This is a genomic window from Micromonospora sp. NPDC005174, from assembly GCF_040608495.1.
Classification (GTDB): domain Bacteria; phylum Actinomycetota; class Actinomycetes; order Mycobacteriales; family Micromonosporaceae; genus Micromonospora.
In genome coordinates this window covers 1-24,456 of sequence record NZ_JBEXIJ010000012.1, presented here as the reverse complement: position 1 = coordinate 24,456, position 24,456 = coordinate 1, and the positions used below count along the sequence as shown (strand labels likewise).

Genomic DNA, 24,456 nt, shown 5'->3' with positions numbered 1-24,456 from the left:
GGCCGGAGGTTGTGTCGGTAGCCTGACCGGACTGTCAGCCGATAGTCCCGGGGAGCATCGTGGGGTTCCAGACGCCGCAGTACAAGTTGTCCAAGCTTCTGGAACAGGCCGGTAGCGGCAGCATCCAGCTACCTGACTTTCAGCGCGGGTACAAGTGGGACGAGGAGCGGATCAGGTCCCTGCTCGTCACGGTGACCTTGGGTCACCCCCTTGGTGTGCTGATGCTGCTTCAAACCGGCAACGACCAGGTGCGGTTCAAGCCAAAGGCGATCGAGGGAACTCCCCCGATGTCTAGTAAGGCAGATCCAGACCTGCTACTTCTTGACGGGCAGCAACGCCTGACGTCGCTCTACCAGTCACTGACCGGCTCAGGCGTGGTCGACACGGAGGACGCCCGGAAGAAGCAGGTTCAGCGGCGCTTTTACATCGACATTGAGCGAGCCTTGAAGGACCCGGCTCGTCGGGACGAGGCGGTGGTGATCCTGCCAGGCGACGGGATCGAGCGGACCAACTTCGGCAAGGATATCCGCCTCGATGTGTCCACACCGGAAAAGGAGCGCGAACACGGCTACTTCCCCTTCCGCCTAATCTACGACTCGCCCGGTCAACTCGATTGGTTGTGGAACTTCCCCGGAGAAGCGGGTGATGCGAGGGTGCGACGAGCGCTCATCCAGCGCTTCCAGGGCGAGGTTCTCACACCGATGCAGAGCTACGAGATTCCTGCTATCGAATTGGACAAATCGACGACCAAGGGAGCGGTCGCCACGGTCTTCGAAAAGGTCAACACCGGAGGGCTTCCCCTCAACGTCTTCGAGCTGCTGACCGCGACCTTCGCTGGCGACGCCGCTTACTTCGCGCAGCACGGGGACGACTTCCGCTTGAAGGACGACTGGCACCTCACTGAGCAACTCATTGCCGACCATCCTGTCTTGAAGGGCATCCGCAACACTGATTTCCTCCAAGCGGTCACCCTGCTCGTCACCGCGCATGGGGCGTCGTTCACCTCCGCTCGGAAGGAGGACGTCCTGCGACTTGAGCTCAGCCAATACCTGGCCTGGGCTGAACAGGTGCGGGAGGCGCTCGTGTGGGTTGCGCAGTTCCTCCGAGACGAACACATTCACCGTGCGCGCGACATTCCCTACCCGACCCAACTCGTGCCTCTAGCGGTGATCCGCGTGATCCTTGGAGAGGCTGCGACCATCCACGGTGTCCGAAGCCGCCTGCGACAGTGGTTCTGGTGCGGCATTCTCGGCGAGCTCTACGGAGGCGCTACAGAGACACGCTTTGCACGCGACGTGGACCAGGTTCCGGCGTGGGCGCGGGCTGTAACGTCGTCGGACACTGGGGTCCAGCAACCGGGCACTGTGTCGGGAGCGACCTTCGCTGAGTCCCGGCTCCTGTCGCTGCGGACGCGGCAGTCTGCGGCGTACAAGGGCTTGCACGCTCTCCTGATGGCCGGGGGCGCCAAGGACTGGAGATACCACCAGACGTTCGACCACACGCAGTATGTCGCTCTCGACGTTGACATCCACCATGTCTTCCCGAAGAAGTGGTGCGATGACAACGAAATCTCACGCAACCTAAGGGAGAGCATCGTCAACAAGACACCGCTGGCGGGAAAGACCAACCGCTTCATCGGCGGAGCCTCGCCTGCAACCTATGTGCCGAAGCTCGAAAGCGCCGCCGCCGTCAGCTCCGATGAGCTTGACACGATCATCGGTGCCCACCTGATCGACACCAAGGCACTGCGGGCCGCCGACTTCGATGCGTTCTTCCTCGCGCGTCGGCGGGCTCTGCTCGAGCTGGTGGAGAAAGCCATGGGCAAGCAGGCGCAGCGGGACGTTGATGCGGGACAGTTGACCGGGGGCGTTGAGGCGCCCGAAGCTTTCGCCGAGGAGGACGACGATCCACAGGACGCAGGCGACGCCGATCAGGACGACCGCTAGTCCTACTGCTGCTCTGGCTAACTCCTTGTCGGGCGCATCAGCTCGACCGGTCGCCAGGCCTTAAATTCCACCTTGCCCTACGGTGATGGGTCCCCAGCGTCGGGATGCCTTCGTCCAGGTGCAGGTCTTTTGTTCCTGTCCCCTCGGCATCCTGGCGACGACGGACGCACCGGTCCGCAGGATCGACATCGTCATCCCGGCCCGCCTCACGGCCAATGCCGTACGTCCGTGTCAGCCGGGAGGACCTTCGGGTACCAGCTCACCGGACTTGCTCTGCCTGCGCAACAGGCCTTCGGCTTCAGTGGCTCAGCGTGTTATTGCGGGCGGCGCCGATAAAGGCATACCAAGCGGTTGAGTGGAAGATGAGAGCCGGTGCGGCCTGGTCCTTGGAGTCGCGGACGGCGACGACACCAGGGATGTTAGTGGCGACCTCGACGCAGTCGCCGCCGTTGTCGCCGCTGCGGGTGCTCTTGCGCCAGACGGCGCCGGTCAGGTCAGTCATGCCGCATCTCCCCAGCGATCCGCTTGATCATGTCAGTCGATTCTGCCTCGCCGAGGGCCAGCGCATCCAGCCCTCGCCAGACGCGCTGATAGGCCGCCAACTCGTCGGGCTTGTCGAGGTACAGCGCCCCGGTCAACGACTCGCTGTAAACCACGGACGGCTCCGGCGCGGCACGGCCCCCCTTGGTCGTCGGGAAGTCGAGGATCACGAAGGATCCCGCAACCGCGCCGGGCTGAGGGCCTGCTTCCAGTGGCAGCACCCTGACGATGACGTTCGGTAGCTCGGACAGCTTGGTGAGATGAGCGAGCTGCTCGGTGATGACCGATGAACCGCCGACGCCACGCCGAAGTACCGCCTCGGAGAGCACCGCCTCCAGTCTGGGAGCTGCCGGCAACCGTCGAACGAGCAATGCCTGCCGTTGGAGTCGGACCTGTACCGCCCGCTCGCGTTCCTCCTCGTTCAGCATTCCGCCGAGGCGGTAGAGCGCGCGAGCGTACTCCTTGGTCTGAAGGATCCCAGGGATGAGCGACTCGTCGTAGCGGCGAAGGTGAGCTGCGGCGGATTCCAGGCCGACGTACAGCTCGAACCAGTTCGGCACCGCATCGCCGTACGCGTGCCACCAGCCCTTCGACTTCGTCTCGGCGGCCAGTCCGCGCATCGCCTCGGTCATCTCGGGCGATACCCCGTACAGCTCGCACATCGCCTTGACGTCGAGCACCCGCACCGAGCCTTGGCCGCACTCAAGACGCCAGATCTTCTGCCGGCTGTATTCGAGCGCTTCGGCTGCGGCGTCGAGTGTCACCCCGGCCTCGTTGCGGAACTGGCGCAGCAGCCGACCGAGCTGCCGGCGCGGCACGGTCGATCCAATGTCGTCGGGCACTCGCACACTCCCTGGTTCCATGGCGCAACACTGCGTGACCTGCTCCTGCAACTCCTACGGGTTGCAGCAAAGAAAGTCAATGCACAACGGCGAAATTACGCTTTGGAACGTTGCTTTCCTGCTCCGGACTGTCGCAGGCTGATCACAGCGCGGCGGCCGTCCGGTCCCCCCGAACGGTCGCCGCGCTTCCCCGAACTCCCTCGCCCCTCCGCGTCAGGAAGGCAGGCAGACATGAACGCCAAGAACGAGCGACCGGGGGCGGCGAGCGGTGGTGACGCCGATCGCTCCGGCGCGTACACCAGTTTGTTGCCGTGGCAGGTGCGTGAGCGCCGGTTCGCGCCTGCCTTGCTCGGACGTCGCGGTCTGGACCCCGACGACGTGTACGCCTTCCTCGACCGGGTCGCCGTCGACATGGCCGCCGTCTACGCGGCCCTCGCCCAGAGCCGCCGCGAGACCGCCCGGCTCAAGGGCGAGCTGGACCGCCGGCCGGCCACGCAGGACCAGCCCCGATGAGCCAGCGGTACGTCATCCACCTGCCCGTCGTGGCCGCCGACCTGCCCGCTGCGCAACGTCTGGCCCGGGTCATCGGCCGCTGGATGCTGGTGCTGCCGATGGTGGACCCGGGGGAGACCACCGTCTCCGAGGAGGACCAGCAGTTCCTGCGTCACCGGGTCTTCTGCGACCTGAGGCTGCCCGGCGGCCGACGCTGCCCCCTGCGCGACGGCCACGACGGCGGCTGCTCCCGCCGCTTGCGCCGGTGAGGGGAGCCGCCGCCGGCCGAGCGGGGCCGGCGGCGGAACCGACAGTTAGTACGTGAAGGTCCAGAGGAAGTAGAACCCGGGTGCGTTGGGACCGTACTGGCGGTACTCGCAGTAGTACCAGCTCCACTGGCCGGTGCGGGCACCCTCGCTGCCGTAGCTGTTGCAGAACTGGCCATCGGAGTAGACGCCGCGGAGCGTGCCGCCCTGCGGGTCGGCTGCTGCCGGGGCCGCGCCGGCTCCGACCAGTCCACCGAGTGCGAGCGTCGCCGCCACCGCCAGCGTCGCCCATCTGCGTCCGCGCATGGAGTCTCCTTCCGTCACCGTCCACGGTGCACGCGCTCCACGTCGAGCCGAGACCAGGACATTGAAGTTGGTGAAAGTAAGGCTATCCGTTGGGGCGGTCTCCGTAGTACGGGCCGAACGGGTGGCGCGGGAGAGTGCCGGATCCGGATCGACCGGCGACCGGGTCGACGATGGCGTCAGGGGTACCCGGCTGAGTAGGTTGCGTCCACGAGCTCCTGAAGATGGCGGATGACGTCGATCTTGTGCTCGGTCTCCGGCAGTTGCCGTTCGCCGGTCGTCACCAGGTCGTTCCGCCAGTGGCTGACGATCTCCAGCTGTGCTGCCGGGGGCAGGTCGTCGACCCACAACGACCCGAGGTTGTTGTCGACGATCTCCTGCAAGCGGTCAGCGGTCTCCCTGTCGGAAAGACGGGCAATCGAAAACTCCAGCGTCCATTCAAACAGCCCCCCCGATGAAGTCCAGTCGACGCCGGGTTTCAGCACGATAAGGCCAGCCATCATTTCCCCACGATGAATACTCGCGGACCGAGGTTTCGATCCGTGATGAACTGTTCGATCCGGGCAACCTGTTCCGGATTGAACTTCGACACGTCCACCGGCACCAGGTCGGCTTTGTCCAAGTGCCGTTCGATCTGATACTGCAGCTGGGGCCACTGACGGTCAAAGAACTGCGGCGGGAAGTTGCCCACCGCATCGTAGGTCCGTCCGGACTCGTCCACCCAGTCGGCAGAAGAGGCCGGGGGAGCGCGGTGGAGTACGACGCCCATCTCCTGCTCTAGCCGGACCGCTGTCTCCGCCTCGCCCGGACGAAACTTCCCGGTCGCCGGATCCATGCCGAGATCGTGTATCCGCTGCTGCTCCGTCACCGCAGGCTTTGGCGGCTCGCGGGGCGGCTCAGGTTCGGGCGTGTTCCGACTCGGTGGCGACTCTGTCTTCTGCAGTCGCCCGAGCGACTGCTTGAGCTTGTCGATGAGGTCGCCGAGGCGGCGCACCTCCGGGATCAGCCGCCGCAGGCTGGCCAGCAGTGCGCGGAGCAACCGCGCGATCCGCGCCCCCCACGACGCGACCAGCGTGGTGACCTGCTCCACGACCAGCGGTGTTGCCAGTCCGCCGGTGATGAGGAGTTCACCCGCGTACGTGATGAGGCGGGACACGCAGGTGGCGATGGCGTCGCGGACCAGGAGTCGGACGGCGGCCACCAGGCCGGCGGCGCCTTCGGTGATCGCGGCCATGGTGTCGGCGCCCTGGGCGAGACCGGTGATGGCCTGGTGTTGTTCGGCGGCCCAGGCGCGGTAGGCGGGGCCGGCGCTGCCGCCCCAGCCGGCGACGTCGTCGCGGACGGCGCGGGTCAGCTCGGCGGCGTCCTCGCGGAGTGAGACGGCGACGTTGCGCCAGGTCTGGGCGTGTGCGGTGATCTGCGCCGGGTCGCCGGCGAGCCAGTCGAGCGCCTCACTGAGCGGCTTGACGTGCTCGATGAGCCAGGCGATCCCATATTGGAGCAGGGCGCCGACCGGGTCGGAGACGAAGGCGAGGGCGTCGAGGCCGGCGCTCACCACACCGAGGCTGCCGTCGATCCAACTGCCGCTGCGGACGCCTTGGGCGATGAGTTCGATGTCCTCGCAGATCCATACACCCGCCCAGGCGCTGGGCGGGGTGTCCGCTGCGGCGGCGACGAGCGGGTTGGACGTCACGGCTGCGGTCGCACCCCGTCGAGCAGGCGCTTGGCGTGGGCGTCGGTGTGTCGGTAGCTGTCCGCGCTGGTTTGCAGCTTTCCGGCGGTGTCCCGTACCGACGCGGCGGCGGCACCGATGCCGTCGACCAGGGTCCGCTGGAGGCCGTCGAGCAGTGTCGGCATCAGCGCGCAGAGCTGCCCGTAGGCCTCGGTGCTCAACCGGACGTGCTGGCCTGCCTGCTGGGCGTTGTCGAGGCTGCTGGCACAGCGATCGAGGCGTGCGGCGTGGGCGGTCAGGTCGTCCGGGTCGACCTGGATGCCGTCACCGCCGGGCATCGCTCGGCCCCTGATCGTGGCTCAGCCGATCGCGGTAGGAGTCGATGATGGCCCGGGCGCCCGCGTCGTCGCCGAGGGACTCCGCTGTCACTTCGGCGACCTGCCGCAGCAGGTCGGTGCGCGCGGCTCTTGTGGTGTCCACGACCTGCTGGGCGGTGCGTGCCGCGGGTTGCTGCCGGGTGCGCTCGTCGAGCCACAGGTCGACCAGCAGGCCAGCCGAGTCGACGGTGACCAGGACCGTCCGATCGGGGGTGTGGGCGGTGCCGGTCAACTCCTGCATCCGCGTCGACAGCGTCTTCGCCCGTTCCGCCCGTTCGGCGAGCGACGACTCCCACTCGTCGAGCCGGCGCCCCGCCGCGTCGAGCGCAGCGTCGTCCGCCCACATGCTGACCCTCCCCAGGGGACCACCGCCGGCCACCGCCAGCGAGATCACCGACACGTTACCAACCAGTCGCTTTCCGTGCATGCCCGGGGCTGGGTCGGTCAGGAGAGACGATCGCGAATCCACGCCGAGAGACGGTCAGGCCGAGGAAGATTGCCTCCGTGACGAGCAACAATCCGCTCCGGGGGTGGTCCGCCCGGACGGCCTGGCAGGGGCGGATCAACGCTCCGCTGCGTGCGTTCCTGCGCACCGAGACCGGTGGCGCGCGGGTGGTGCTGGTCGCCGCCGTGGCGGCCCTGATCTGGGCCAACCTGCACCCGTCGTCGTACGAGTCGGTGTGGCGTACCACCCTGTCGGTCCGGCTCGGCGACTGGCCCGTCGCGCACGATCTGCGTACCTGGGTCAACAGCGGCCTCATGACGTTCTTCTTCCTGGTCGCCGGCCTGGAGCTGCGCCGCGAGTTCGACATCGGCGAGCTGCGCGAGCGGCGTCGGTTGGCATTGCCGATGCTGGCCGGGTTCGGCGGCATGCTGCTGCCGATCGGGATCTACCTGGCGATCAACGCCGGGCGTCCCACAGCGGTGGGCTGGGGCGCGGTGATGGCCACGGACACGGCCCTGGCGCTCGGCGCGCTGGCCGTCTTCGGGCCGCGCTTCTCGGACCGGCTGCGTGCCTTCCTGCTGACGGTCGCGGTCGTCGACGACCTGGTGGCGATCGCGGTGCTGGCTGTCGCGTACCCGTCGCACTCCTCGCCGACGGCGCTGCTCGTCGCGGCCGGGATCTTCGCCGTCGTGCTGCTCCTGCGGGTCCGGAAGATCCGGCACGGCTGGTTCTACACGCTGCTCGGGGTGGCGGCGTGGCTCGCGGTGTCGGAGTCCGGCATCGACCCGGTCGTGGTGGGCCTGCTGATGGGGCTGCTCACCTACGCGTACGACCCGGGCCGCAAGGACCTGCAGTGGGCGAGCGACCAGTTCCGCCTCTTCCGCGAGCAGCCCACACCGCAGCTCGCCCGGATGGCACAGGCCGGGCTCACCGCCGCGCTGTCACCGAACGAGCGTCTGCAGAGCCTGTACCACCCGTGGGCGAGCTATGTGGTCGTGCCGCTGTTCGCGCTGGCGAACGCCGGGATCGTGATCGACGGCGAGCTGCTGCGCAGGGCCGTGACCTCGCCGGTCACGCTCGGCGTGGTGGCGGCGTACCTCGTCGGCAAGCCGGTCGGCATCGTGACCACCTCGTGGCTGGTGGCCCGGCTCAGTGGTGGCCGGTTCCGGCCGCCGGTCGGCTGGGTCGCCGTCCTGGGGGTCGGCACGGTCTCCGGCGTCGGGTTCACCGTCGCGCTCCTGATCGCCAACCACGCCCTGCACGGCCCGGCGTTGGACGAGGCGAAGCTCGGCATCCTCGTCGCGACGGTGGGCGCGTCCGTCCTCACCTGGCTGCTGTTCCGCATCGTCGCCCGACTCTCGCCGACCCGGCGTGCGCGGGCGCTGCTCGGCATGGCCATGGGGATCGTCGACCTGAAACTCCCGGTCGATGCGGAGCGCGACCACATGCGCGGGTCGATCGACGCGCCGGTGACGGTCGTGGAGTACGGCGACTTCGAGTGCCCCTACTGCGGGCAGGCCGAGCCGGTGGTCCGGGAGCTGCTGGCCGACTTCGCCAACGTCCGGTACGTCTGGCGGCACCTGCCGCTCACCGACGTCCACCCGCACGCGCAGCTCGCCGCCGAGGCCGCCGAGGCGGCGGGCGAGCAGGGCGCGTTCTGGGAGATGCACGACCTGCTGCTCGCCCACCAGGACGCGCTCAACCCCGCCGACGTGCTGCGCTACGCCGAACAGCTCGGTCTGGAGCTCGATCCGTTCCGGGAGCACATGGTCAAGCGCATGGGCGTCGACCGGATCGCCGAGGACGTCGAGTCGGCCGACCTCAGCGGCGTCACCGGCACCCCGACTTTCTTCGTCAACGGCCAGCGCCACCACGGGGCGTACGACGTCGCCGCGCTCAAGGCGGCGGTGAAGTCGGCGTTCACGAGCGCGCGGCTGCAACCCGAGTACCACCCTCGCGATGCAGGCGAGCGCGGGGACGCCTCGGCGAACTGATCGTGATCCATGTGCTCCGACCTGCGTAAACCGTCGACGCCGGGGCGCTCTACGATCGCCCGATGCGGATCGGTCCCCTCGCCGTGACGCCCGCCCTCGACGTGGAATCGCTCCCGCTCACGGCGGACGCCGTGGACGTCTACCAACATCTCCTGCGGGTTGCGCCGGTGGCGCAGCGGACGTTCCTGACCACCGCGTCGCCACGGGCCACGCGCGCGCTCGCCGGCCTGCTGAGCAGCGGCGCCGTGCACCGCGACGCCGCCGGCGTGCTGCACGTCCGGTCACCGCGTACCGCCCTGGAGAACTGGGCCGCGCTGCGGGAGATGGAGGCGGCCCGGGCGCGGGCTGCCGCCGAGACGCTGTCCGGGCTCTACACCGCGGTGCACGGCACGGGCGCGGCGTTCGTCGAGGTCATCGAGGGCAAGGACGCCGTCCGCGAGCTGTTCCGCCAGTTGCAGGCCGGGGCCCGCGCCGAGGTGCGGGGTCTGGAACGCGGGCCGTACCTGCGCGACACCACGCGGGTCCCGGAGGAGGTGCAGTACGACGCGTTGCGCCGCGGCCGACGCTACCGCTGCGTGTACGAGGGTGAGCTGTTGCACGACGAGGCGATGCTGGCGGCGGTGCGTGCCACGGTGACCGCCGGTGAGCAGGCGCGCGTCTTTCCGGAGCTGCCACTGAAGATGGTGCTCGTCGACGACGACCGTGGCCTGGTCGTCCTCCCGCGCGCCAGCGGCGACGAGACCGACGGGATGCTGGTGCACCGTTCGCGGCTGCTGGAGGGGCTGTCCGAGCTGTTCGAGGTGTTCTGGCGGCTCGGCGCGCCGATCCACGCCACCGCCGACACCACCGAACCGGACGCCGAGCCGACGGTGGCCACGCAGCGGCTGCTAGCGCTGCTCACCGCAGGCTTGACCGACGAGGCGATCGCCCGTGACCTGGGCGTCAGTAACCGCACCGTGCACCGCCGGGTCAGTCGCCTCCAGGAGTTGCTGGGCGCGCGCAGCCGGTTCCAACTCGGCGTGCAGGCCACCCGGCGCGGCTGGTTGTGACTGGCCGGAATCCGCCATGGCCGAGCGGCCTAGCATTGCCCGCTGGGAGGCGACCGCCGACGGCCTCCCAGCGCCACCGGGCTCCCAGTGAGGTGTTGTCATGACGTTCACCACCCGACCGACCCTGCAGGGAACCTTCGGCATGGTGTCGTCGACGCACTGGCTCGCCAGTCAGTCCGCGATGGGGGTCCTCGAACGCGGCGGCAACGCGTTCGACGCCGCGGTCACCGCCGGGTTCGTTCTGCACGTCGTCGAACCCCACCTCAACGGCCCGGGCGGCGAGGTGCCGGCCATCGTGGCGACCGCCCGGGACCCGCGCCCGACGGTGCTGTGCGGGCAGGGCCCCGCCCCGGCCGCCGCGACGATCGGCCACTTCCGGTCCCTCGGCATGGACCTCGTCCCGGGGGCCGGTCCGCTCGCGGCGGCCGTGCCGGGCGCGGTGGACGCGTGGCTCCTGCTGCTGCGCGAGCACGGCACCCTCTCCCTCGCGGACGTGCTGGAGCCGGCGATCGGCTACGCCGCCGCCGGTCACCCCCTGGTGGGGGCGGTCGGCGCGACGGTGGCGGCCGTGCGGTCGCTGTTCGAGGAGCACTGGCCGACGTCCGCCCAGCTCTGGCTGCGCGACGGCCGGCCACCGGCGGCGGGGGAGCGGTTCGCCAACCCGGAGTACGCCCGCACCCTGCGCCGACTCGTCGAGGCGGGGCAGGCGGCCGGCGGTGACCGGGAGGCGCAGATCGAGGCGGCGCGCCGCGCCTGGGGTACGGGCTTCGTGGCCGAGGCGGTCGACGCGTTCAGCCGACGACCGTTCCGCGACTCCAGCGGGGGCGTGCACGGCGGGCTGGTCACCGGCGACGACCTGGCCGCGTACTCGGCGACCTGGGAAGCGCCGACCACCCTCGACTGGCAGGGCTACACGGTGGCCAAGACCGGGTTCTGGGGCCAGGGTCCGGTGCTGCTCCAGACGCTGGCCGTCCTGGACGCGCTCGACGACGACGGCGCGTACGACACGGCGAGCGCCGCCGGCATCCACGCCCAGGCCGAGGCGCTGACGCTCGCGTTCGCCGACCGCGAGGCGTGGTACGGCGACAGCGCCGACGTGCCTGCCGCGGCGCTGCTGAACCCGGCGTACGCGCGGGAGCGGGCGGCCCTGATCGGTGACCGCGCGTCGGGCACGCTACGACCCGGGAGTCCCGGGGGTGCGCAGCCGCACCTGCCGACGCACCTCCGGTCCGGCGTCACCCACCGGGCCGACGTGCCGGACCCCACCACCGGCGAGCCGACCGTACGGTCCGACGGGGTGACCCGGGGCGACACCTGCCACGTGGACGTCGTCGACAGGTGGGGCAACATGATCTCCGCGACGCCGAGCGGCGGCTGGTTGCAGAGTTCGCCGACGATCCCTGAGTTGGGTTTTCCGCTCGGGAGCCGGTTGCAGATGTGCTGGTTGGAGGAGGGGTTGCCCGCGTCGCTCGTCCCGGGCCGCCGACCACGCACCACGCTGAGTCCGACGATGGTGCTCCGCGACGGGGAACCCGTCCTGGCCTGCGGCACCCCCGGCGGCGACCAGCAGGACCAGTGGCAGGTGCCCTTCCTGCTGCGTCACCTCGTCGGCCGCCAGCACCTCCAGCAGGCCATCGACGCGCCCGCCTGGCACAGCCTCAGCCCGCCGTCGTCGTTCTATCCCCGCGAGTTCGAGCCCGGTGTGCTGCTGGTGGAGGACCGGCTCGACGCCGCAGTGGTGACGGCCCTGCGGGGATACGGGCACGAGGTACGGCTCGCCGACGCGTGGAGCCTCGGCCGGCTCTGCGCCGTGACCCGGGACCCGGCCACGGGGGTGCTGGCCGCCGGGGCGAACCCGAGGGGCATGCAGGGCTACGCCTGCGGCCGGTAGGAGCCCCCGGACTCAGGCGCCGCGCGCGAACAGCGCGAGGCGTACCCGGTTGGGGCTCTCGGTCTTGGTCATGAGGCTCGTGATGTGGGTCTTGACGGTGGTGACGCCGATGTGGAGCCGCTCGGCGATCTCCGTGTTGGACAGGCCCTCGGCGACCAGGTCGAGCACGTCCCGCTCGCGGGCGGTCAGCCCCGGCACCCGCCGGGGCGGCTCGACGCGGGCGTGCACCGCGCGCTGGACGAGACGGTGCAGCACCTCCGGGCTGAACGGGCTGTCGCCCGCGGCGGCCCGCCGGATGCCGTCCAACAGTTCGGTCGGTGGCGCGTCCTTGAGCAGGAAGCCGCACGCGCCCGCGCTCAGCGCCGGGTAGAGGTGGTCGTCGTCGCCGAACGTGGTCAGCACGAGCACCCGGGTGGCGGGACGTTCGGCGAGGATCCGACCTGTCGCGGTGATCCCGTCGACGCCGGGCATGCGCAGGTCCATGACGACGACGTCGGGGACGAGTCGCGCCGCGAGGGTGACCGCCTCCCGGCCGTTGTCGGCCTCGCCGACCACCTCGAGGTCGGGCTGCGCGTCGCAGAGCATGCGCAGTCCCGCGCGGATCAGGTGCTGGTCGTCGACCAGCAGGACGCGGATCACGCCGGCCTCCGGGTGGGTGTTCCGGCCGGTGCCGCGCGGGCGCGGGGTGCCGACTCGGCGGGCAGGGTGTTCGGCAGGACGGTGCGCACGCGCCACCCCGTGCCGGCCGGCCCCGCCTCCAACCGGCCGCCGAGGACCTCGACGCGTTCGGTCATCCCGGTGACGCCGTGACCACCGCCGGCCGGCACCGCCGTCGACGTGTGGTCACCAACCGGGTCACCCCCGTCGTCGGTCACCTCCCAGTGCACGGCCCCGTCGCGCACGGCCACCACCAGGTGCGCCCGCGCGGACGACCCGGCGTGGCGCGCCACGTTGGTCAGCGCCTCCTGGGTCAGCCGCAGCACCGCCAGGCCCCGTACCGCGTCGATCCGCCCGATCGCCGCGTCGATGTCCGCCTCGACGGTGATGCCGCCCTGGCGGGCCCGGTCGACGGCGGCACCGAGCGCCGAGGGGAGCGCCGAGGGCTCGATCGCGGTCAGCGCTGCGTCACCGCGTACCCCGTCGGGTTGACGCAGCACCGCGACCAGCCGGCGCAGCTCCGACAGGGCCGCGGTGCCGGTGCCGTGCACGTCGTCGAACACCTCGCCCACCCGGGGGTCCAGGTCGGTCAGGACGTGCCGGGCCACACCGACCCGCAGCACCATCGACGCCACGTGGTGGGCGACGACGTCGTGCAGCTCGCGGGCGATGGCGGCGCGCTCGTCGGAGCGCGCCGCCCGGCTGTCCGACTCGCGGCGTCGCGTCTCGGCCAGCGCCCGCTCCAACGCCTGCCGTCCCAGCTCCCGGTTGGCCCGGATGACCAGGCCGAGCAGCGCCGGGACGCCGACCTCCAGGCCCAGCCCGACGACGCCGGAGGCGACCTCGCGCAGCGGGTCGCCGATGCTGGCGGTCAGGTCGACCACGATCAGCAGCCCGGCCGCCAGCCAGATGGTGCGGGCGCGTGCCGCGAGCATGGTGACCTCGAGCAGAGCCCAGCTCGCCCCCACCTGGTTGATGGTGACGTCGTCGAGGAGGCAGATCGCGACCGCCAGCAACGCTGTCTGCGCCACCAGGTTGACCACCGGACGGCGGTACGCCAGGAGCGCCGCCGCGAACGCGGCCACCGCGAGAGTCCACTGTGTCGGCGTGGGCACGGAAGCGGAGTGGGGCACGATGAGCAGGTAGCCCAGCCCGCTGAGGTCGAGCAGCGCCATCCGCACGCGCGCGTCCCGCGCGTCGAACAGTCGTCCCCACCACGCCACGGCCGTCAGCCTAGGTGCCCGGTGTCGACGGCGGCGACCGCCGGACGAGGCCACCGTCCCCGTACGCCCAGGTAGGCGGCCAGGCCGAGCGGTCCGAGCAGGATCGTCAGCAGCAGCACCGGTGCCATGACCAGCGCCGGCACCCTCCGCTCCCGGCTGTCCAGCCACGCCCACCGCCCGACGAACAGGTCGAACGCGATCATGTGCGCCCAGCCCGCCGCCGCGCCGTCGGCGGTGCCGAGCAGCTCGCGTACCCCGTCGAGGGTCGGCGACGCGACGGCGGGCAGCACCGCGCCGAACGCCGGGATCACCAGCAGCGCGTAGATCACGACGACCGGCAGCACGATCAGCGGCGAGCCGACGATCCGGGCCGTCCAGGACCAGCGCGGCAGCAGGATCATCAGCGCCCAGAACGGCGCGGCCACCGCGAATGTCAGCGAGAACAGCGCCCCGGTCATGCCGCGAGCGCCAGGTCCGGGCGACGACGTGACAGCACCAGGCCGACGGCGGTCGCGGTCGCCACCGCCAGGGCCGCGACGACGGCCAGGGTGCGGGCGTCCGGGCGCAGCAGCGGCTGTCCGCGCAGGGCCTGCCAGGTCAACACCAGTGTGAGTACGCCGTACGCGGTGCCCGCGACGACCAGCAACCGGACGCGGGTACGCGCGTCGAGCCGGGTCGCGAACCGGGTCAGCAGGATCGCCAGGATCGGCAGGGCCTGGAGGGCGTGCAGCCCCACGAAATGCCCGATCCGCAGGTCACCGCCGGTGCTGCTCCAACCCACCACGGGCAGCCCCGGCCCACCGTCGGCCACACCTACACTGTGCGCCCCGGAGACGCCCTCGACGCCCGAGTCCTGCGTCGAAAGCACCATCGGCACGGCCGCGAGCATACCGAGCAGGGACAGGCCGAGTCCCCACCCGACGGCGGTCGCGGCGACCCGGTCGGGAATCCGCCGGATCAGCAGGACGACCCCGAGGACGAGGTGCGCGACGAACAGCACCATGATCGCGGCGCCCATCACCGCGAAGAGGACCGCGTTCAACGGGGTGGTGTCGTTGAAGTGGCTCGTCGTACCCCGGATCACCTGAGCGACGATCACCACCATCTCCACCAGCGCCAGCGCGACGATGCTCGCCGCCGCCCACTCGGCGACCCGGCTGCGACGCGGCAGCAGCGACAGCATCCACGCGAGCGTCGCGCCGTAGACGACGAAGGACACCGCGAACTTGAACGGCTTGAGCCAGATCGGCGCCCCGGTGAGGACGCGGGGGTCGACGAGGATGCCGACGGCGGCGACGACGGCGAGCACTGCCGACGCGGCCACGAAGAGGGTCAGCGGGCGGTTCCAGCGCGCCGCCCGACGCAGAACGGTAGTCATGTCTGTAGATGTTCGTGGCCACCCCTCCCGTACACGTCCGACCGCAGGCCCCGGTTGCGGCCCCTGGTCCGAGCGCGTCTCCTCCCTGGGTAGGAGGTGATGTCGGGCGCGATCCGCCGCCCGTGCTGGCACAATGGCCGGCCTGCCGACCGGACCGGGAGTGACCATGACGACCAGCGAGGACCGTGTCCAGCCCAACGAGACCACCGTGCCGCTGCTGCCCTGCCCGGCACCGGAGGAGACCCTGGCGTTCTGGCGTGCCCTTGGCTTCGAGGTGACCTACGAGCAGTTGCGCCCGTACGTGTATCTGGTCGTCCAGTGGAGCGGGTTCGCCCTGCACTACGGGCCCGCGTCGAAGGACCTCGACCCCGCGCGGGAACAGACCGGTGGCGCCCTGGTGATGGTCGACGCGGTGGCGCCGTACCACGCGGCCTTCGCCGACGCGATGCGCAGCGCGTACGGCAAGGTGCTCGTCAAGGGTCTGCCCCGGATCACGCGGTTCCGGGCGGGCGCGTCGCGGTTCAGCGTCGTCGACCCGTCGGGCAACACCATCATCTTCATCCGCCGCGACGAGCCGAAAGACCTCGAGTACGGCGGGTCGAAGGAGCTTGAGGGCCTGGCCCGGGTGCTCGACAACGCGCGGATCCTGCGCGAGTTCAAGACCGACGACCGGGCCGCCTACCGGGCGCTCGACTCGGGGATGCGCCGCCGTGCCGAGGACGCCCCGGTGGTCGAGCAGGCGATGGCGCTCGCTGCCCTCGTCGAGTTGTCGGTGGCGCTCGGCAAGTCCGACCGGGTGCCCGAGTGGGGCGCCCGGCTGCGCGCACTGACGCTGACGGAGTCGGAGCGTACCCAGGTGGCGGCCTCTGTCGCGGACCCGGCCCTGCTGGAACCCTTCTGGCCCGATCCACGGTGACCCGCTGGCTGGGGGCCGGGCCCGGCCCCCAGCCCGGTCAGCGGTTGGCGGAGCTGCGGCGGAACAGCGCCGTCACGCCGGCGAGGAGCGCGAGCAGCAGGCCGGTGAACCAGTTCATGGCCGTGATCGTGCTGACGGCGCGCGTGGCGACGCCGATGCCGAGGGCCGGCAGGCTCATCCCGAGGTAGGCGATGAGGAACAGCCCGGCCAGTGCCTCGCCGCGCCGGGCGGGCACGGCCATCGCCGCGACCGTGCCGACGGCGGCCTTGAACAGCACGCCGGCACCGACACCGGCGACCACACCGCCGAGCAGGAACGCGGTCAGGCTGGCGGTGTGCATCCCCACCAGCACGACGGGCACGCCGACGGCCTGCGCCGACAACCCGAGCCGTACCTTCGCCCGGGCGGGCAGTCGGGTGGTGAGGCTCTGCGCCACGGCGGCGCCGCCGAACACGGCGAACACGACCGCGCCGGCCAGCGCCCGCGACGGCAGGTGCAGCGTGCCGGCGACGAAGCCCGGCGCCACGGAGGTGAACAGGCCGAACACGGCGAACGACGCGAACCCGGCGGCGGTCGCCGCCACGTAGCCGGCGGGGTCGCCGTGGTCGGCGCTGATCCGCTGTGGTCGGTAGGCCGGCTTCACCAGCCGCTCCCGCACGGTCTCCGGAGTCACCGCGACCGCCACGAGGCTGACCGCCAGCAGTACGGCGAACACCAGGTACGGGGTGCGCAGCGGCGCGTGGACGTACTGGGCGAGGATGCCCGCGACCAGCGCGCCCACGCCGAGACCGCCGATGTTCGCGGCTGTGGAGACCACCTCGAAACGCTGCCGGGACGCGTCCGGGCGGTGTGCCGCGTGCAGCTCCTGGAGGTACGCGGTGGCGGTCGCGGTGATCATGCCGATGCCCAGCCCGCTCACCAGGCGGGCGACCAGCAGCACCGGCAGGGACGCGTCACCGAGGAACAGCGCGGCGGCGACCAGCTCCAGCGCCAGCGCCGGGATGAGGATCTTCTTGCGGCCGACCCAGTCCGACACGTGCCCCGCGAGCAGGAGGCTGATCACCACGCCGACCGCGTACGCCGCGAACACGATCGTGACCATGAACGTCGAGAAGCCGTCCCGGGCCATGTAGAGCGGGTAGAGCGGGGACGGCACCGTGCAGAACGCCATCGCGGTGAGGAACGCCAGGGCGATCACCCAGAAGCCACGGCCGTGGCGGGACGATCCTCCGCCAGGGCCAGCCGTGGCGGCGGGCTGGCGGGAGGGCAGGGTCGTTGACGACATGACCCCACTGTCACCCCACTCGATCATCACGTCCAACGAAAGTTGACGCTAGTTGCCATCGCGATAAGTGATACTTGGTGGCGTGGAACTGCGCCAACTCGAATACTTCGTCGCGGTGGCCGAGGAGCAGAACTTCACCCGCGCCGCCGTCCGCCTGCACGTCGTCCAGTCCGCCGTCTCCGCGGCGGTCAAGACCCTGGAACGCGAGCTGGGCGCGGCGCTGCTGGACCGCAACTCCAAACGCGTACTCCTCACCGACGCCGGCCTCGCGCTGCTACCCCGCGCGCGGATCGCCCTGGACGCGGCCCGCGACGCCCGCGACGCCGTCGCCGAGGTGCACGGCGGCCTCCGTGGCACCCTGCGGATCGGCACGATGACCTCGACCAGGCTCCTGCACCTGCCGGCCCTGCTCGGCGAGTTCCACCGCCGACACCCCGGGGTGCTGCTGCACACCAGCGTCGCGCCGTCCGGCTCGCAGGGGCTCATCGACGCGCTCACCGAGCGCCGGCTCGACCTCGCGTTCGTCTCACTGCCCGGCGCGCCGCCGACGCAGATCCACCTCACGGAGCTGGCCCGCTCGGTCATCGACCTCGTCGTGCCGGACGATCATCCGCTCGCCGCCCGCCAGGCGGTGCCGCTGCGGGACCTCGCCGGCCTCGACTTCATCGACTCCCCGATCGGGTACGGCAACCGCACCGTGACCGACCGGGCGTTCGCCACCGCCGGCCTGTCCCGGCGCGTCACCATCGAGATCCCCGACATCGCCACCGGCGCCGACCACGTCCGGCACGGGCTCGGCATCGCGCTGCTGCCCCGCTTCGTCGTCGCCGACGCCGAGGGCGTCCGCACGCTGACCGTCACCGACGCCGACCTGGACTGGACGGCATCGCTGGCGACCCCGGTGGACCGCCCGCTCGGCGCCGCCGCCCGCGCCCTGATCGACCTGACCGGCCAGTTCCTGCCCTGATCCGCCCGATGCCGCAGCGGCCGTCGAGGGAGGCAGGTGGCTACAGCATCATCAGCGGGACGAGTTGTACGGCGTCGACCCCGTCGAGTTTCCTCAGCTCGGACACTCCCGGGCCCTTCTTGTCCAGGGGCATCTCGAACCGCCAGGACTCGCGGCCCATCTGTGGTTGGAGCTGCGTGGTCAGGTCGCCCTTGCCCTGGCAGCGCGTGCGCAGGCGCTCGTACGCGGCGGCCCGGTCCTCGAACTCGACCGATCGGGCGGTCGGCAGCGCCCGGACGGCCTGCTCCACAGCGGTCCGCTGCTCGCCGGTCGCGGACGGCTTCAGGCGGACCACGATCCCGATCCGCGAGGGCAGGGGGTCGACGTCCGCGACCTTGAGGACGACCTCGTCGACGCCGTCCACGTCGGTCATCACCAGCTCGACCGCCTCGGCGATGGGTGCGTCGGTGACCGTGGCGTGGAACAGTTCCGGCATGTGCTCCGGCTTGATCTCCGCCAACAGGTCGGGACTGTCCTTCAAGGCCTCTTTCTCGCGTGCGTACACCTGGTCGCGGCTCTCGAAAGAAACCTCCTCGACGCTGGGCATCGATCGGAGGCGCTGCTCCACGGCGGTCTTCCGGTCCGCCGTGACGTCGCTGTCCAGGAAGACAGCCAGGGTGACCTTCGTGAACTCCGTCGGCTTCGGGGGCTTCGAGGTGCAGGCGGACACGCCGAGCAGGAGGACCAGTGCCAGGGGTGGGGCGAGGCGACGCATGGGCGGAAATCGTAACGACCATCTGCCGGTGCCGCTGTCCAAGGTCGACCGGAGCGCCTCATGCCCGATGCGGCATGGACGCCGGGAGGCGCCTGGCCGGCCCCTGGATCAGGCGTCCCCGAGGCGCGTCGACAACACCGCCGCGGTGGACGCCGCCAGCTTGCGATTGAATAGCTCGTCGCGCGGCACGAAGACCATTGCCCGCCCCTCGCCGAGCACGACGTCCTCCTGTCGCGCGAAGGTGGCGCCACGGAAGATGTGCACCGTCACCGTGTGGGGAAAACCGGGCTCGTGCGGACGCGGACCGCTCCACAACGGGTGCAGCTCACCGACGGTCAGACCCGTCTCCTCCAGCAGCTCGCGGCGGGCCGCCTGCTCGGGCGACTCGCCGGGCTCAAGGTGGCCGCCCGGAAGGCTCCACTGGTTCGGCGAGACGGGGGCGTGCTCGTCACGATGCTGCAGGAGTACGGCCCCGGACGGGTCGACGAGCAGCACGAGGGCGACGTCGTAGGTGGCCACCACGAGACCATTCCACCTCGCCCGGCTCCTGTCACGCTGCCCATCGGCTGTGGCTGTCCCGATGCCCGCCCGGGTGCGGGCCACGGCCACGCCCTCGTCGACCAGGCGTGCCCGTAGCCCGGGCGGTGCGTGGCGGGTCATCGCACTCATCTCAGCACCGGGTCTGGTCTTCGTAACCTGTATCCGCGAGACTCCCCGGTATGCGTGATCGTTCTCGTCGGTGGGCGTGGGTCGGGGTACTCGTCATCGGGCTGATCCTCTATGTGGCCGTGCTGCGAACCCTCGTCAGCACCCAGAATCCGAACTTCGTGCCGGCGCTGATCCTGCTCGGCGCGACCCTGGCGCCCCTGACGTTCCTGACCTTCGCCCAGGCCCGCACCGGGCGGTGGCAGGTGCCGGCGTCGGTGCTGGTGACGTCGGCGTTCTTCGGCGGGGTGATCGGCACGGTGGTCGCCGGCACCCTGGAGTACGACACCCTGCGGGGCCTCGGCACCCTGCCGATGCTGTTCGTGGCACTGATCGAGGAGTCGGCGAAGCTGATCGTCCCGGTGGTGCTGCTGTTCACGGCCCTGGCGCAGCACCGCCGCCGGGTGCCGTCCGACGGTCTGGTCATCGGCGTGGCCGCCGGCATGGGCTTCGCCGCCCTGGAGACGATGGGGTACGCCTTCACCGCCCTGCTCAGCTCGAAGGGCAACATCGGCGCGGTGGAGCAGACCCTGTTCATCCGGGGGCTGACCGCGCCGGCCGGGCACACCGCGTGGACCGGCCTCACCGCCGGGGCGCTGTGGGCGCTGCTGGCCACTCCGAGTGTCCGCCGACTGCTCGGGTTCCTCGGCACCTTCGGAGGCGTCGTCGTCCTGCACACGCTCTGGGACACGTTCACCGGCTCGTTCGTCTTCGTCGCCGTGGCGCTCGTCAGCATCGGCTGGCTGCTCTGGGAGCTACGCCGCTACCGCACCTTCGGCGATCACCTGGCCGTGGAGCATCCGACGAGGTGATCACCACGTCGCCTTCCCGCTGATCTCGCTGCGCCCGAGCCGACCCCTCAACTAGTGTCGGGCTGTTCACGTTCAGTGACTTCTCTCGGGAAGGTGCAGCGATGGGGGTGCGCCGCTGGGTCGAGAGCTGGCCGCTCTATCGCCAGCTCACCGGCACCGACCCGCTCGGGCGGGGCGCCGCCGCCAAGTCGGCGCGATCCCTGTCGCTGACGGCTCGTACCGAGACCGCCGATTCGGTGGCGCGGTCGGTGTGTCCGTACTGCGCGGTGGGTTGTGGTCAGCGGGTGTTCGTCGCGGACGGGCAGGTCACGCAGATCGAGGGTGATCCGGACTCGCCGATTTCGCGGGGCCGGTTGTGTCCGAAGGGCGCGGCGAGCAAGAGCCTGGTGACGAGTCCGTTGCGCCAGACCATGGTCCGCTACCGCCGGCCGTACGGGACCGAGTGGGAGGACCTCGACCTCGACACGGCGATGAACATGATCGCCGACCGGGTCCTGGCCGCCCGGGACGAGACCTGGGAGGAGCGCGACGACGAGGGTCGGCCGCTGAACCGGACGTTGGGTATCGCCAGTCTGGGTGGGGCGACGCTGGACAACGAGGAGAACTACCTCATCAAGAAGTTGTTCACCGCGATGGGGGCGTTGCAGATCGAGAACCAGGCCCGTATTTGACACTCCGCCACCGTCCCCGGTCTGGGGACCAGCTTCGGTCGCGGCGGCGCCACCCAGTTCCAGCAGGACCTGTCGAACTCCGACGTCATCGTGATCCAGGGTTCGAACATGGCCGAGGCACATCCGGTGGGCTTCCAGTGGGTGATGGAGGCCAAGCGCCGTGGGGCGAAGGTCTTCCACGTCGACCCGCGGTTCACGCGGACCAGTGCGGTGGCTGATGCGTACCTGCCGATCCGGGCGGGGACGGACATCGCGCTGCTGGGTGGGGTGATCCGGTACATCCTCGACAACGAGTTGGACTTCCGCGAGTACGTCCTCGCGTACACCAACGCCGCCACCATCGTCGGCGAGGACTTCCGGGACACCGAGGATCTGCACGGGCTCTTCTCCGGGTTCGTGGAGGAGAACGCCAGCTACGACCAGAGCAGTTGGCAGTACGAGGGCGCCCCGGAGAACATCTCCACCCGCGACACCGAGACACAGCGGGAGACGGCGGCCGGGCTGGAGCACGAGTCGCACGGCGCGCCGGTGGGTGGGCAGACGAAGCGGGACGAGACGTTGCGGCATCCGCGCTGCGTCTACCAGATCCTCAAGCGGCACTACGCCCGCTACACCCCCGAGATGGTCGAGCGGGTCTGCGGCATCCCGCAGGACAAGTTCCTGGGGCTGGCCCGGGCCTGGACGGAGAACTCGGGCCGCGAGCGGACCGGCATGCTGGTCTACTCGGTGGGCTGGACGCAGCACAGCGTCGGTGTGCAGTACATCCGCGCCGGGGCGATCATCCAGCTGCTCCTGGGCAACATGGGCCGTCCCGGTGGCGGGGTGATGGCGCTGCGCGGGCACGCGAGCATCCAGGGCTCGACCGACATCCCGACCCTGTTCAACCTGCTGCCCGGCTACCTGCCGATGCCGCACCACGCCGACCATCCGACCCTCGACGAGTGGATCGGCAGCATCGCGCACCCCGACCAGAAGGGCTTCTGGGGTAACGCGCGCGCCTACGGGGTGAACCTGCTCAAGGCGTACTGGGGTGACGCGGCCACCGCCGACAACGACTTCGGCTACGGCTACCTGCCCCGGATGACCGGTGACCACGGGACCTACCAGCAGGTCCTCAACATGATCGACGGGAGGATCAAGGGGTACTTCCTGCTCGGGCAGAACCCTGCGGTGGGTTCCGCGCACGGCCGCGCGCAGCGGCTCGGCATGGCGAACCTCGACTGGCTGGTCGTGCGAGACCTGTTCCTGGTCGAGAGTGCGACGTTCTGGAAGAACGGTCCGGAGATCGAGACGGGCGAGATCCTGCCGCAGGAGTGCCGGACGGAGGTGTTCTTCCTTCCGGCGGCGTCGCACGTCGAGAAAGAGGGCACGTTCACCCAGACGCAGCGGTTGTTGCAGTGGCGGGAGAAGGCCGTCGAGCCGCCGGGCGACGCCCGCTCCGAGCTGTGGTTCTTCTACCACCTCGGCCGCATCGTCAGGGAACGCCTCGCGCGCTCGATCCGACCTCGCGACCGGGCGCTGCTCGACCTGACCTGGGACTACCCCACGCACGGTCCGCACGAGGAGCCGAGCGCCGAGTCGGTGCTGCGCGAGATCAACGGGTACGACGTGACCACCGGCCGACCACTGGCGAGCTACACGGAGATGACTGACGACGGCTCCACGGCGGGTGGCTGCTGGATCTACACGGGCGTGTTCGCCGACGGTGTGAACCAGGCGGCCCGCCGCAAGCCCGGCGCCGAACAGTCCCTGGTGGCGCCCGAATGGGGTTGGGCCTGGCCGTCCAACCGGCGGATCCTCTACAACCGCGCCTCGGCCGACCCGGACGGCAACCCGTGGAGCGAACGCAAGAGGTACGTCTGGTGGGACCCGGAGAAGTCCCAGTGGACCGGCCACGACGTGCCGGACTTCGAGAAGACCAAACCGCCCTCGTACCGCCCGCCGCCGAACACCTCGGGTGTCGCCGGCATCGCGGGCGACGATCCGTTCATCCTCCAGGGCGACGGCAAGGGCTGGCTGTACGCGCCCAGCGGTGTCCTGGACGGGCCGCTGCCCACCCACTACGAGCCGGTCGAGTCGCCGGTGCGTAACCCGCTCTACCGCCAGCAGGCCAACCCGGCCCGCAAGGTCTACACCGATCCGATCAACTACCTGAACCCGAGTCCGCCGGAGCCGCACAGCGACGTCTTCCCGTACGTGTTCACGGTCAGTCGGCTCACCGAGCACCACACCGCCGGCGGCATGAGCCGGACGGTCCGCACGCTGGCCGAGTTGCAGCCGGAGATGTTCGTCGAGGTGTCACCCGAGTTGGCCGCCCACCGGGGCCTGAGTCACCTGGACTGGGCGCACCTGGTCACCACCCGCGCGGCCATCGAGGCGCGCGTGCTGGTGACCGACCGAGTGACGCCACTGCGCGTGGACGGGCGGATCTTGCACCAGGTGTGGCTGCCGTACCACTTCGGTTTCGAGGGTCTGGTCACCGGCGACTCGGCCAACGACTTGTTCGGCATCACCCTGGACCCCAACGTCCTGATCCAGGAGAGCAAGGTCGGCACCTGCGACGTGCGGCCCGGCCGACGTCCGAGAGGGCAGGACCTGCTGGACCTCGTCGTCGACTACCGGCGACGGTCGGGAGACCTGAGCCACCGCTATCCACCGACGATCACGACGGACGTCGCCGACAGCAGCAGTGACCGGGAGGACTGAGCGATGCCCCACGCCAACGCCCTGTACGGGCCGCTCGATCCGGCGCCGGACGCGGGTTACGTCGACGCGCCGCAGCGGATGGGGTTCTTCACCGACACGAGTGTCTGTATCGGGTGCAAGGCCTGTGAGGTGGCGTGCAAGGAGTGGAACGACGTTCCGGAGAGCGGCCTGGACCTGCTGGGCATGTCGTACGACAACACGGGCGCGTTGACCGCGAACTCGTGGCGGCACGTGGCGTTCGTCGAGCAGCCCCGCTCGGTCGGCTGGGCGACACCGGCGTTCGACGGTTACCCGGACGGGCCGGCGGCCAGCCCGGCGACGGCGGCCGTGGGGGCGCGGACCGCCACCGACACGGGCACGGACCCGGGGCTGCCACCCGGCTCGCCGGGCGCGGCGGCCCGCATGTCGGGCGGCCCCGAGTTCCTGGGTATGCCGGGGGCGCAGCCGCCGGGGCGGGGCACGGGCGTGGAGGGTCGGTCGGATTTTCGGTGGTTGATGATGTCGGATGTGTGTAAGCACTGCACGCATGCGGCGTGTTTGGATGTGTGTCCGACGGGTTCGTTGT

The 24,456-nt window shown here is 70.5% G+C and carries 25 protein-coding genes; 11 read left to right on the top strand and 14 right to left on the bottom strand.

What is annotated here, in order from left to right:
• Positions 1-59: 59 nt before the first annotated feature.
• A complete protein-coding gene (locus ABZU91_RS15615; protein ID WP_355239922.1) occupies positions 60-1,946 on the top strand; it encodes a DUF262 domain-containing protein in 1,887 nt (628 codons plus the stop codon).
• A gap of 298 nt (positions 1,947-2,244) precedes the next feature.
• Here the strand turns inward: ABZU91_RS15615 and ABZU91_RS15610 are convergent, their stop codons facing one another.
• Positions 2,245-2,448 carry a DUF397 domain-containing protein gene (locus ABZU91_RS15610; RefSeq protein ID WP_355239919.1) on the bottom strand — a complete coding sequence of 68 codons (204 nt, stop codon included), beginning with the start codon at positions 2,446-2,448 and terminating at the stop codon, positions 2,245-2,247.
• Positions 2,441-3,328 carry a helix-turn-helix transcriptional regulator gene (locus ABZU91_RS15605; RefSeq protein ID WP_355240289.1) on the bottom strand — a complete coding sequence of 296 codons (888 nt, stop codon included), beginning with the start codon at positions 3,326-3,328 and terminating at the stop codon, positions 2,441-2,443. The genes ABZU91_RS15610 and ABZU91_RS15605 overlap by 8 nt, the downstream gene beginning before the upstream one ends.
• Before the next feature lie 231 nt (positions 3,329-3,559).
• Between ABZU91_RS15605 and ABZU91_RS15600 the strand changes: the two genes are divergently transcribed.
• Entirely contained in the window at positions 3,560-3,841 is a 282-nt protein-coding gene (locus tag ABZU91_RS15600; protein WP_355239916.1) for a DivIVA domain-containing protein, read from the top strand.
• The gene (locus tag ABZU91_RS15595; protein ID WP_355239913.1) at positions 3,838-4,089 is read left to right on the top strand and encodes a hypothetical protein; all 252 of its coding nucleotides are present in this window, start codon (positions 3,838-3,840) and stop codon (positions 4,087-4,089) included. The genes ABZU91_RS15600 and ABZU91_RS15595 overlap by 4 nt, the downstream gene beginning before the upstream one ends.
• Before the next feature lie 45 nt (positions 4,090-4,134).
• On the opposite strand, the gene ABZU91_RS15590 is transcribed toward ABZU91_RS15595, so the two are convergent.
• The 5 genes from ABZU91_RS15590 to ABZU91_RS15570 all read right to left on the bottom strand — a co-directional run bounded on the left by ABZU91_RS15590 (position 4,135) and on the right by ABZU91_RS15570 (position 6,784).
• Positions 4,135-4,392 (bottom strand): hypothetical protein, encoded by a 258-nt coding sequence (locus ABZU91_RS15590; RefSeq protein ID WP_355239910.1) that lies wholly within the window; start codon positions 4,390-4,392, stop codon positions 4,135-4,137.
• A 176-nt stretch (positions 4,393-4,568) separates the two neighbouring features.
• Complete coding sequence (locus tag ABZU91_RS15585; protein WP_355239907.1) at positions 4,569-4,892, bottom strand: hypothetical protein; 324 nt, start codon at positions 4,890-4,892, stop codon at positions 4,569-4,571.
• On the bottom strand, positions 4,889-6,082 hold the full coding sequence (locus ABZU91_RS15580) for a WXG100 family type VII secretion target (protein WP_355239904.1): 1,194 nt from the start codon (positions 6,080-6,082) through the stop codon (positions 4,889-4,891). The genes ABZU91_RS15585 and ABZU91_RS15580 overlap by 4 nt, the downstream gene beginning before the upstream one ends.
• Positions 6,079-6,399 carry a type VII secretion target gene (locus ABZU91_RS15575; protein WP_355239901.1) on the bottom strand — a complete coding sequence of 107 codons (321 nt, stop codon included), beginning with the start codon at positions 6,397-6,399 and terminating at the stop codon, positions 6,079-6,081. Before ABZU91_RS15575 ends, ABZU91_RS15580 begins: the two co-directional genes overlap by 4 nt.
• The gene (locus tag ABZU91_RS15570) at positions 6,386-6,784 is read right to left on the bottom strand and encodes a YbaB/EbfC family DNA-binding protein (protein WP_355239898.1); all 399 of its coding nucleotides are present in this window, start codon (positions 6,782-6,784) and stop codon (positions 6,386-6,388) included. Before ABZU91_RS15570 ends, ABZU91_RS15575 begins: the two co-directional genes overlap by 14 nt.
• Positions 6,785-6,942: 158 nt before the next feature.
• Here ABZU91_RS15570 and nhaA point away from each other — a divergent pair, with 158 nt between their 5' ends.
• The 3 genes from nhaA to ABZU91_RS15555 all read left to right on the top strand — a co-directional run bounded on the left by nhaA (position 6,943) and on the right by ABZU91_RS15555 (position 11,817).
• Positions 6,943-8,877, top strand: coding sequence for a Na+/H+ antiporter NhaA (gene nhaA / locus ABZU91_RS15565; protein ID WP_355239895.1), 1,935 nt, complete (start codon positions 6,943-6,945; stop codon positions 8,875-8,877).
• Between the two features lie 62 nt (positions 8,878-8,939).
• Entirely contained in the window at positions 8,940-9,926 is a 987-nt protein-coding gene (locus ABZU91_RS15560; protein ID WP_355239892.1) for a LuxR C-terminal-related transcriptional regulator, read from the top strand.
• Between the two features lie 100 nt (positions 9,927-10,026).
• Complete coding sequence (locus ABZU91_RS15555) at positions 10,027-11,817, top strand: gamma-glutamyltransferase family protein (RefSeq protein WP_355239889.1); 1,791 nt, start codon at positions 10,027-10,029, stop codon at positions 11,815-11,817.
• 12 nt (positions 11,818-11,829) lie between these two features.
• On the opposite strand, the gene ABZU91_RS15550 is transcribed toward ABZU91_RS15555, so the two are convergent.
• From ABZU91_RS15550 to ABZU91_RS15535, 4 genes are read right to left on the bottom strand one after another with little or no spacing between them, the layout of a single operon-like run.
• Positions 11,830-12,456 (bottom strand): response regulator transcription factor, encoded by a 627-nt coding sequence (locus ABZU91_RS15550; RefSeq protein ID WP_355239886.1) that lies wholly within the window; start codon positions 12,454-12,456, stop codon positions 11,830-11,832.
• Positions 12,453-13,697, bottom strand: coding sequence for a histidine kinase (locus ABZU91_RS15545; RefSeq protein ID WP_355239883.1), 1,245 nt, complete (start codon positions 13,695-13,697; stop codon positions 12,453-12,455). The genes ABZU91_RS15550 and ABZU91_RS15545 overlap by 4 nt, the downstream gene beginning before the upstream one ends.
• A gap of 5 nt (positions 13,698-13,702) precedes the next feature.
• Positions 13,703-14,155, bottom strand: a complete 453-nt coding sequence (locus ABZU91_RS15540; RefSeq protein ID WP_355239879.1) for an ABA4-like family protein — start codon at positions 14,153-14,155, stop codon at positions 13,703-13,705.
• Entirely contained in the window at positions 14,152-15,075 is a 924-nt protein-coding gene (locus tag ABZU91_RS15535; protein WP_355239874.1) for a hypothetical protein, read from the bottom strand. Before ABZU91_RS15535 ends, ABZU91_RS15540 begins: the two co-directional genes overlap by 4 nt.
• 166 nt (positions 15,076-15,241) lie before the next feature.
• Between ABZU91_RS15535 and ABZU91_RS15530 the strand changes: the two genes are divergently transcribed.
• On the top strand, positions 15,242-15,991 hold the full coding sequence (locus ABZU91_RS15530; RefSeq protein WP_355239871.1) for a glyoxalase: 750 nt from the start codon (positions 15,242-15,244) through the stop codon (positions 15,989-15,991).
• Between the two features lie 37 nt (positions 15,992-16,028).
• Here ABZU91_RS15530 and ABZU91_RS15525 read toward each other — a convergent pair whose 3' ends face one another.
• A complete protein-coding gene (locus tag ABZU91_RS15525; protein WP_355239868.1) occupies positions 16,029-17,276 on the bottom strand; it encodes an MFS transporter in 1,248 nt (415 codons plus the stop codon).
• An 82-nt stretch (positions 17,277-17,358) separates the two neighbouring features.
• Here ABZU91_RS15525 and ABZU91_RS15520 point away from each other — a divergent pair, with 82 nt between their 5' ends.
• On the top strand, positions 17,359-18,243 hold the full coding sequence (locus ABZU91_RS15520; protein WP_355239865.1) for a LysR family transcriptional regulator: 885 nt from the start codon (positions 17,359-17,361) through the stop codon (positions 18,241-18,243).
• A 40-nt stretch (positions 18,244-18,283) separates the two neighbouring features.
• On the opposite strand, the gene ABZU91_RS15515 is transcribed toward ABZU91_RS15520, so the two are convergent.
• The gene (locus ABZU91_RS15515; protein WP_355239862.1) at positions 18,284-18,997 is read right to left on the bottom strand and encodes a permease-like cell division protein FtsX; all 714 of its coding nucleotides are present in this window, start codon (positions 18,995-18,997) and stop codon (positions 18,284-18,286) included.
• 108 nt (positions 18,998-19,105) lie between these two features.
• Complete coding sequence (locus ABZU91_RS15510) at positions 19,106-19,657, bottom strand: NUDIX domain-containing protein (RefSeq protein ID WP_355239859.1); 552 nt, start codon at positions 19,655-19,657, stop codon at positions 19,106-19,108.
• Between the two features lie 59 nt (positions 19,658-19,716).
• On the opposite strand from ABZU91_RS15510, the gene ABZU91_RS15505 reads away from it, so the two are divergent.
• The 3 genes from ABZU91_RS15505 to ABZU91_RS15495 all read left to right on the top strand — a co-directional run.
• On the top strand, positions 19,717-20,514 hold the full coding sequence (locus ABZU91_RS15505) for a PrsW family intramembrane metalloprotease (RefSeq protein ID WP_355239856.1): 798 nt from the start codon (positions 19,717-19,719) through the stop codon (positions 20,512-20,514).
• 101 nt (positions 20,515-20,615) lie between these two features.
• Positions 20,616-23,891 (top strand): formate dehydrogenase, encoded by a 3,276-nt coding sequence (fdh, locus tag ABZU91_RS15500; RefSeq protein WP_355239853.1) that lies wholly within the window; start codon positions 20,616-20,618, stop codon positions 23,889-23,891.
• 3 nt (positions 23,892-23,894) lie between these two features.
• On the top strand, positions 23,895-24,456 hold a 562-nt coding region (locus ABZU91_RS15495), incomplete at its 3' end, for a 4Fe-4S dicluster domain-containing protein (protein ID WP_355239850.1).